At 37.7% G+C, this 8,378-nt stretch carries 7 protein-coding genes and 1 pseudogene; 1 reads left to right on the top strand and 7 read right to left on the bottom strand.

From position 1 onward, the window contains the following. A pseudogene (locus tag K6G87_RS00130) lies at positions 1-2,262 on the bottom strand (exodeoxyribonuclease V subunit gamma); the annotation flags it as partial. 123 nt (positions 2,263-2,385) lie between these two features. Between K6G87_RS00130 and K6G87_RS00125 the strand changes: the two are divergent. Next, positions 2,386-3,393 (top strand): DUF3048 domain-containing protein, encoded by a 1,008-nt coding sequence (locus K6G87_RS00125; protein WP_296832180.1) that lies wholly within the window; start codon positions 2,386-2,388, stop codon positions 3,391-3,393. A gap of 119 nt (positions 3,394-3,512) precedes the next feature. Here K6G87_RS00125 and K6G87_RS00120 read toward each other — a convergent pair whose 3' ends face one another. The 6 genes from K6G87_RS00120 to K6G87_RS00095 all read right to left on the bottom strand — a co-directional run bounded on the left by K6G87_RS00120 (position 3,513) and on the right by K6G87_RS00095 (position 7,925). Next, positions 3,513-4,268: a CPBP family intramembrane glutamic endopeptidase gene (locus K6G87_RS00120; protein WP_296832177.1), complete on the bottom strand. Its 756-nt coding sequence runs from the start codon at positions 4,266-4,268 to the stop codon at positions 3,513-3,515. Next, positions 4,255-4,770 carry a hypothetical protein gene (locus K6G87_RS00115; protein WP_296832174.1) on the bottom strand — a complete coding sequence of 172 codons (516 nt, stop codon included), beginning with the start codon at positions 4,768-4,770 and terminating at the stop codon, positions 4,255-4,257. The genes K6G87_RS00120 and K6G87_RS00115 overlap by 14 nt, the downstream gene beginning before the upstream one ends. A 2-nt stretch (positions 4,771-4,772) precedes the next feature. Continuing rightward, positions 4,773-5,225 (bottom strand): LytTR family DNA-binding domain-containing protein, encoded by a 453-nt coding sequence (locus K6G87_RS00110; protein WP_296832172.1) that lies wholly within the window; start codon positions 5,223-5,225, stop codon positions 4,773-4,775. Positions 5,226-5,321: 96 nt separating this feature from the next. Continuing rightward, on the bottom strand, positions 5,322-6,317 hold the full coding sequence (locus K6G87_RS00105) for a phosphotransferase enzyme family protein (protein WP_296832169.1): 996 nt from the start codon (positions 6,315-6,317) through the stop codon (positions 5,322-5,324). Then, the gene (locus K6G87_RS00100; protein ID WP_296832167.1) at positions 6,318-6,506 is read right to left on the bottom strand and encodes a hypothetical protein; all 189 of its coding nucleotides are present in this window, start codon (positions 6,504-6,506) and stop codon (positions 6,318-6,320) included. It abuts the gene before it with no gap. 90 nt (positions 6,507-6,596) lie between these two features. Further along, positions 6,597-7,925, bottom strand: a complete 1,329-nt coding sequence (locus tag K6G87_RS00095; RefSeq protein WP_296832164.1) for an ATP-binding protein — start codon at positions 7,923-7,925, stop codon at positions 6,597-6,599. Positions 7,926-8,378 lie beyond the last annotated feature (453 nt).

Here is an 8,378-nt window from a genome sequence, read left to right as displayed (position 1 = left end):
AAGGTCATATAAGGTCAAAAACTCCTTTTCTTGTTTTTCATCAAGATTGCCATCTGCATAATCCCTTGCTTTTGAGGAGACATAAACCTTTGCATCAGACAAAGTCATTATCTGCCTGCCAATAGGCTCCGCCTGAGGCTTATACTCTTTAAGTTCAGGGAAAAGAGCCTTGATCTTACCTATAAGATATGCAGGATTCATGCTCTTTCCATCTGAAGAAATCCCTGAATATGACATGTATAAAAGCTTTGAAGGCTTGGTCAGATTCATATAAAGGTATAGTCTTTGAATATACATCTGCTGGCGCGGAGATGGTGCCAGTTCTATATCCGCAGCATTGGCACTCAAAAAATGTCTGTCTATATCTGATAAAATACCACCCTCGGAAGCATGTTTAGGAATATAGGCATCATTAACTCCAAGGAACAATAGATACTTGATATTGGAAAGTCGGCTTCTTTCTATATCACCAACCCTTAATGTATCTACATTTTGAGGAATGGTTCCTACTTCAATTTCGCCAAATCCCGCATCAAGTATCTCCATGTATTCCTTAAGAGGAATTTTTTCTTCTCCGAGAAGGAGGGCAACCTGATCTAAAAGCTCCATGATCTTGCCATAGATCTGGCTGTACTCATCGGCTTTTACAACATCGCCTTCCTCTTCAAAATGCTTTGCATAGCTTTCAAGCTTTATATAAGCATTACCTCTTTTTATGAATTCATATAAGCCCTTGGACAAGTCAAGAACAGTCTTGTTCTTATTGTCCATGATAGGCCTTATCATCTCAACAAGCTCCTGTCTCATATTGTTGAGCTTTTCAAGAACAAGAACCGTCTCTTCATCGCTTGTAGAGCGCCTTGTCTTGGGGCTTCTCATAAAGATATCTTCCCAGGCCTTATGACCGCGGATTCCAAGCGACCTTACATAATTCTCCAGAAGATCTATGCTTTCATCATCAAAATCCATCATACCGCTGCGCATGAAATGAAAGACCGTCTCATAGCTGTAATCGGTCCTGACTATATCAAGGGCGCTTCTTATATATTCAATAAAGGGATTAAGCTTTATGCCCCTTGTCTCATCAATGTAGACAGGTATACCAAAAGTACTACTCTCTCTCTTGATCTTTTCTGAATAAGTAGAAAGGTCTCCACATACTATCGCAAAATCGCGGTAGAAAAGGCTTGAATCCTCTTTAACCCTGCGGCTTATATAAATAAGTGCCTGACGAACCTCTTCAAAAGGATCAGAACACTGCGCGATCACTATACTGTCTGATGCCGGTGCCTTATCATTGTCATAGGATGCCGGTTTATATCTGAACAGATGCTGTTCAAGAAAGGCCATGGGCGCATTATCAATAAGCCTTAAATTCACACCCTTTAAGAATATATCCGTGTTATGAGAATTCCTGTATTCCTTCCATCTGTCAAGATCAGGAGTATTCAAAGGATCTTTTCTTTGACAGCTTCTAAACTCACATTTTAGAAGACTCTGAATAGTCTTTTTACTTAGATAAAAGAGCTCCTGCTCTCTTAGATTCTCACTATAAGGATCAGTATCATCATCCATTTCAAGAGATACTATGACTTCTCCTGCAGTTATTAAAAGCTCTTCTATTACCCTGTACTGAATGGGCGTAAAGCCTGTAAAGCCGTCAAATACAATAACACTGTCCTTCACAAGGTCAGATTTTGAAAGGCGCATACAAAGATGCGACAAGGTTTCTTCAGGAGTAACATATTTACCTTCTGTATATTCTTTAAACTTTTGATATAGAAGCTTAAGATCAGAAAGTTTACCTTTAAGTGACCTTCTGGTCTCTGAACTTTTGATAAGTGTCTCAAGTTCATCTGGTCCTATATCATACTGCATAAGTTCTGAGATGGTTGATTTTACCTCATCTATGTATCCTGCCCTGTGCATATACGAGCCTATAATAGGCAGATCATCTTTGTTAAGATCTGCAACATGCCTTAAAATAAGGGACTTACCTACATCATCAAGTACAGCCTCTTTGCGCTTTCCTGTCTCTTCAAATATCCTGTGCGAAAGGCGTCCAAAAGAAAGAACATCAATATTCATGATGCCCTTATCAGGATGCATCCTTACAATATCCATCTGCGTCTGCATTGTAAACTGATCGGGCACAATAATAAGATAGTTCCTTGAACTATCTTCAATACTACGTTTTATAATTTCTTCATATAACTTGTGACTTTTGCCGGACCCGGACGGTCCTAATGAGAATCTAAGCATATCGCCCCCGTTATTAAAATAATGTACTTTTACTATATCACACTTTCCGATATAATAATGTAGGTATCAAAAGTCCCTTCTGGCACCATATGAGGGACTAATTAGATAACGAGGAGGATCATGATGATTTCAAAGAAAAAATTAATACAGGCTGTATCGGTTTCCGCACTTAGCGCAGTTCTTGCAATTAGTGCACTTACTACTTCCTTTACAACCGTAAATGCTCAGGCAGGAATCAATGAACTTACAGGTCTTGCTACTACAGCATCCGAAACACAGCGTCCTATAGCTGTTATGATCGATAATGATAAAAAGGCCAGTCCACACTATGGACTATCAGAGGCTGATGTTGTCTATGAGATGATCAATTCAACTCATAACAACCGCGTAACACGTCTTATGGCCATTTACAAGGATTACAACAATATCTCAAGAATAGGAAATATCCGTTCCACAAGACCTACAAATATAATGCTCGCAGCAGAATACAATGCTGTACTTATCCATGATGGCGGTCCTTTCTATATCTATCCATACTTTGATGCTACAGGTCTTAACCATCTCTCCGGAGGATTTTCAAGAATTCCTAATGGAAAGTCAAGAGAATTCACAGAATACTGCGTAGCAGGTGAAGCTGCATCAAGAATGGCAAAAGCAGGATATTCTACAGATTATACAGCTTATGAAGGACAACACTTTACATTTGGTGCTAATTCTCTTGCTGATGATGCAGGCGTTGTTTCTGCAACAAATGTATCTGTACCATTTCCACACAATTCAACACAGTTTGTATACAATGCTGCAACAGGTACCTATGACTTTTATGAATTCGGAAGTTCTGTAGTAGATGGTGATGACAAGCAGCAGGTAACATTTACCAACGTATTCCTTCAGGACTGCGACTTCACTCTTCTTGATAAGAACGGATACATGGTTTATAACTGCATCGGAACTAATGTTGGTTACTATCTCACAGGTGGTATGGCAATCCCTGTAACATGGGTTAAGACAACATATACAGGTGCTACAAAGTTCTACACATTAGATGGCGCCGAGCTTGTAGTTAATCCCGGCAAGACCTACATCGCACTTGTTCCTTCAGATGCATGGACAAGCGTTGGAATCCAATAATTATCTATATACTAAAAGTATGGGGATCATATCTACGGATATGATCCCCTTTTTGCAATATAAATCTCGTAAGAAAGATTTATACGTCACTACCTTATACTGTTTGATATAATATGTGATTATTTTAGTTTTATCAAAAACACCGATAATACAGGAAGAAATATCATAAAGATAAACATCACTGCTACTGCACCTGCCGGATTGCCGGATAAAGCTGTAATAATGTATCCGCAGAATAGGTTAAACAAGCTATGAAGAATCATGCATGGCCAAAGTTTTCCAGTCTTTATCCTAATAGTTCCCCAAACCAGAGCAACAATGAAAGTTGCAAACATCTGAGGTATACCTTGAGATATGGCATGTGGAATTGCGAAAAGGACTGCTGATATAATAATGGTTTCCTTTTGACCAAGTATCAGAAGTCTTTCAAGAATCATTTTTCTAAAAAGAAGTTCCTCAAAAATCGGATTGAATAGCAAAAGCAAAACTGCGTAGAATATCCGATTTTCTCCAAAGAGATCTGCAGACAGATTGCTGCCGACTTTTCCGACAAGTATTTTGATAATGATGTTAATGACCGTAACAACCGGTATAGATAGTCCAAGCTGAATTATCAAGCTTTTTAATATCAATCCACTTGTTACCTGAATTTCAGCCTCGGGACTTTTCTTTTCCATATTTCCTGCAATAGCGAAGAATCCGGCGAGTCCCACGGTATAAGGAATAATCATAGTTTCCACAATAAGCGTTATAATTTCAGGTATTCTCTTGGGAAGCCTTGGGCCCAAAATCTTTGTAAAACCTATCGTGATCAAAAACCACACAGCAAACCCCAAAGCGGCTCTTAGCACAACTACTATACTATTCTTCTTCATCCCACTTCTGCTCCTTTCGAAATTCCAAAAGAGCATCGTTCATACGGTCTGTCCTTGCTTTTATCACATAATAGCTTATTATCTGTGTAATAGAAAAAAACAAAAGAAAAATCAGAGCAAATATCAGAAGATTAGGGAAGGCTGGCAATATCTGCTCATTATGTCTTGAAACATCCATTGCAAATATCAAAGACACCGCCAGAAATAATGGCATAAAAATGAGATTTTTCACGATAAAAGGTTTTCCCATTGCCCATTTGCTTGAATCCGCAAGAATCCTAAAAAACATGATAATTCCAAGCACAAAGAAAGTGACCCAGAGCTTTATTAGTACAATAGGTTCAAAATAAGCTCCTTCAAAAGCAAAAGCAATCCCAACGAACAATGCTGTTATGGAAAAAAATATGGCAGCTCTTGAAAGACTTTTTTGAACGGCTATCTTAATCCTGGTTCTATCTATAAGGTTCTTTTCTCTCACATATCCCATTTTCTCATTTTTCATAATCAGCTGTTTCCTTTCATTCCAATACTCTGCTTGAAATCTTCCACGTAGTTTCGGGAAACAATAACCCATTCGTCACTCGAAAGCAGGAGTTTTAATCGTCTCGCGCTATCAGGAGATATTCTTCTGACAGCTCTGATATTAACGATCACTGATTTTGAAATACGGACAAAATGGTCGTTTGCGACCATGTCTTCTATGTCGTACATGGTTTTCCTGACCCTATAGATATCAGAATCTGTATAGGCATAAACGTTTCTGTCAACCGCCTCGAAATAGAGAATCTTGGTAAGATAAACCCGGGCTTTATCCCCATTCTCTTTTTCGCCTATGACGACACTAGTTGCGGAATTAATGGCGCATATGAGATTCTCTACTTCGTTTGTCCTCTCTTTACACCTTATTTCCACTTCCGTTTCTGCCAGATTTTGATTTTCCCGCACAAAGAGCTTCAATTTTCCGCCTCCATGTATCCTTTATACCTTCTAGCCGTGGGTTCACCAATAAATTATGAATAACAGGTACATTTATGTGAATAATATGCCAAAATTTCAGTATTCTCCGAATCCCGCATAAGGGATACCATTTATCAGGCATTCTGCCGCATCTTCAATATCTTCATAGTCAAGTTCTTCACCTTCTCGTTTGCAGCATTCAAATTCATCCACGATGTTTTCAATCAGCACCATGTCTATAAATAGTGGCAGTTTTTTGAGCATTTCTTCTGGAATATCCGTCTCCGTTTTATAGCCTTGCAATTGAAAGTCAAAGCACTGCTGCATCAGCTCAAAACGCTTTTCTGGATTGGTCTCCTGCCTTGTCCACCCTTCGTTGTGAATCCATAGATTTGCAAGATCGAACATATACCAACAGTTTATACAATTATCAAAATCGAATACCGTGATCTCACCAGTATTCATGTCGATATGGTAGTTGCCATCACTAAAATCGAAGTGAACAAGACCATAGCAAATTTTATCCATAGGTAATGTATGAAATTCTTCCAGACGCTTCCCGATAACTCTTTTTAGTTCATGGTATTCATCTGGAATCAGGTGATCAAGGTAAGACATATTGTATTTGTCGAAATAGTTTGGTCGGTTATGAACAGGCACATATGCCTTAGATAGGCTGTGAATCTTGCCCAGTGCCTTGCCAGTATTGTAGAAATATTCGCTTAGCGGTGCACCTTCCCTGTATTGATAACCATTATCCGCGATCAACATTCCTTTGGCATAAGCAAACAGGCTGACGTACACTTCCTTACCATCTGCCTCAATGCATTCCACCAGTTTCCCATGAACAGACGGGATCGCATCTGCTACTGGTGCGCCGTTTTCAGCCAGGAAGTGAGCAAACTCTGTTTCAGCCAGATAATCATTCTCAGTTCGATCACTCAAAGGGGAGATGCGAAGAACATATTGGTTATCCCCATTCAGACTAACAATCATGATCTGGTTTCGTCCACCTTCGTGGCCTGACACAGCGGTGAATGTACTATTTTCAAGAGAAAAAAGATTCTTTGCTTGTTCAATAATCTGCTTCAATTAATACCCCCCTGTAATCAATATCTCCTTAAAGAATTCAGCATTTTCAGGCTTTCCACCAGTCAATTTGTATTTTCCATCCTCAATTCTCAAAACGACTCGATTGTCAGCTGAAAATGCTATTCCATAGACTTGTTTTACTGGTAACTGTTTAGGAACAGAATCTTTGAACCATGTAAATTTAACCATAATGCATCCCCACTAATACGATTAACAATGGGCAGGTGACTTTGAATATAATTTACCACTCCCCCGTCCCAAAGAGACCATGATCGACTATTAAGCTGTAATATCCTCTCCCAAAAGGAAATCATATAAATCAATCGTGACTATACCTTTCTCATCATATGATGGTTTAAGCCCCGTTTTAGCAACCACTATTTTTTTGAAAGAATCATTAATATAATAAAGACTTTTCTTTTCCTGTAACTGCTTATCTTTCTCTTCCATCGATAATGCGGACTGAATATAAAGCTTTTGAGCACCTTTTGAAGCTATAAAATCAACTTCTAAAGCCTTCTGAGCATAGATATTTTTACCATTAACATCGATTCTTTCAGTCCTTTCATTGATATTAACCTCTCCAATATCTACATTGAATCCCCTGTATCTGAGTTCATTATAGATGATATTTTCCATTATGTGAGTCTCTTCAATCTGTCTAAAATTAAGCCTTGCATTTCTTACGCCAATATCTTCGAAATAGACTTTGAAAGGAGATCCAATATACTTTCTACCCTTGATGTTATATTTTTTCGCCTTTGATACAACAAATGCGTCTTCAAAATATTCTACAAAATTAGCTACGGTATCATCAGTAATATCCTTACTTACAACACTCTTGAAGGTATTGGTAATCTTGCTTATATTGACTGGTGTGCCAATCATGGATGCCAATACATCAAATGTATCTGCAAGTTCAGTTTTCTTCTTAATTCTATTATGAATGATAATATCCTTTAAATAAGTTTCTTCGCAAAGTGACTTTAGATAAGATACTTTTTCATCATCGCTAGTCATCTGCGCCACAAGAGGGATCCCACCAGTAATAACATATTCTTTCCACGCATCTTGAGGATTTCCATCGAATCCCTGCATGTATTCAGAAAAAGATAATGGAAGCACATGCACTACGCTGCTCCTGCTTTTAAACTCGGTTGCTATATCAGAAGAAAGAAATCGCGAATTAGAACCTGTTACATATACATCAAAATTTTTGTGCCGCAAAAAGCTGTTTAATGTACCTATAAACCCATCAAGAAGTTGTACCTCATCAAGAAGAAGGTAATAATTATCGACATCATTTGTCTTATCCTTGATATATGCCCTGAATTTCTTGGAATTAACATAGAAAATATCGCCATCTTTCCAAATTTTAGTATCCTCATCTGGATAATAGTCCTCAAGAAGGTCAATATCTTCATCTGAATCAAATGCAAAACGTATGATGCTTGAACTTGGAACGCCACAGTTAAGCAAATGCTTATAATAAAGTTCATTCATAAGATATGACTTTCCCGCTCTTCTGGCTCCCGTTATCACCTTGATTAAGCCATTTTGCTTTCTATCTATTATTCTTCCAAGATACACATCTCTTTTATATTCCATTTTTACTCCATATTTTTCATATTCTTTGAATAATTTCGATTACATTATAGCAAACATTGGACATCTCGGCAAACATTTAATCGAATTTTTGCAAAGACTGTGGTTGCATTCGATTCATATTTATGATGCAATAATTGCACCTGCTCTAAACAATTCTGCTTGGTTTCTTTTGCATTTGAAAATGAGCATGCAGATATAATAAGCATACTGAAAAGAATTACCACAACAACATTTTTCTCATACTGTCATAATTCCTTTATAAAGTCATAGTTGTAAGTGATTAGTAGATTCATATAAATTCCAATATATAAGACCAATCGCATTTTTTATAAATTATCTTTTTTCAAAGTCACGTATCAGTAAAAGTGTTCTGTACTCTCTTTGATTCCATGCTTGTCTTCCTTCTTTCTCCAACATCTTTTCATTCTTAGAAATAGCTTCTTCTAAAGAATA

Source organism: Butyrivibrio sp. (assembly GCF_024699075.1).
Note: the sequence above shows the minus strand (reverse complement) of the source record. Positions and strands in the feature narration are given on the sequence as shown.

Bases quoted from the DNA above. Each gene is read 5' to 3' on its own strand.
- K6G87_RS00125 (WP_296832180.1), top strand. From the start codon at position 2,386: ATGATTTCAAAGAAAAAATTAATACAGGCTGTATCGGTTTCCGCACTT.
- K6G87_RS00120 (WP_296832177.1), bottom strand. From the start codon at position 4,268: ATGAAGAAGAATAGTATAGTAGTTGTGCTAAGAGCCGCTTTGGGGTTT.
- K6G87_RS00115 (WP_296832174.1), bottom strand. From the start codon at position 4,770: ATGAAAAATGAGAAAATGGGATATGTGAGAGAAAAGAACCTTATAGAT.
- K6G87_RS00100 (WP_296832167.1), bottom strand. From the start codon at position 6,506: ATGGTTAAATTTACATGGTTCAAAGATTCTGTTCCTAAACAGTTACCA.
- K6G87_RS00095 (WP_296832164.1), bottom strand. From the start codon at position 7,925: ATGGAATATAAAAGAGATGTGTATCTTGGAAGAATAATAGATAGAAAG.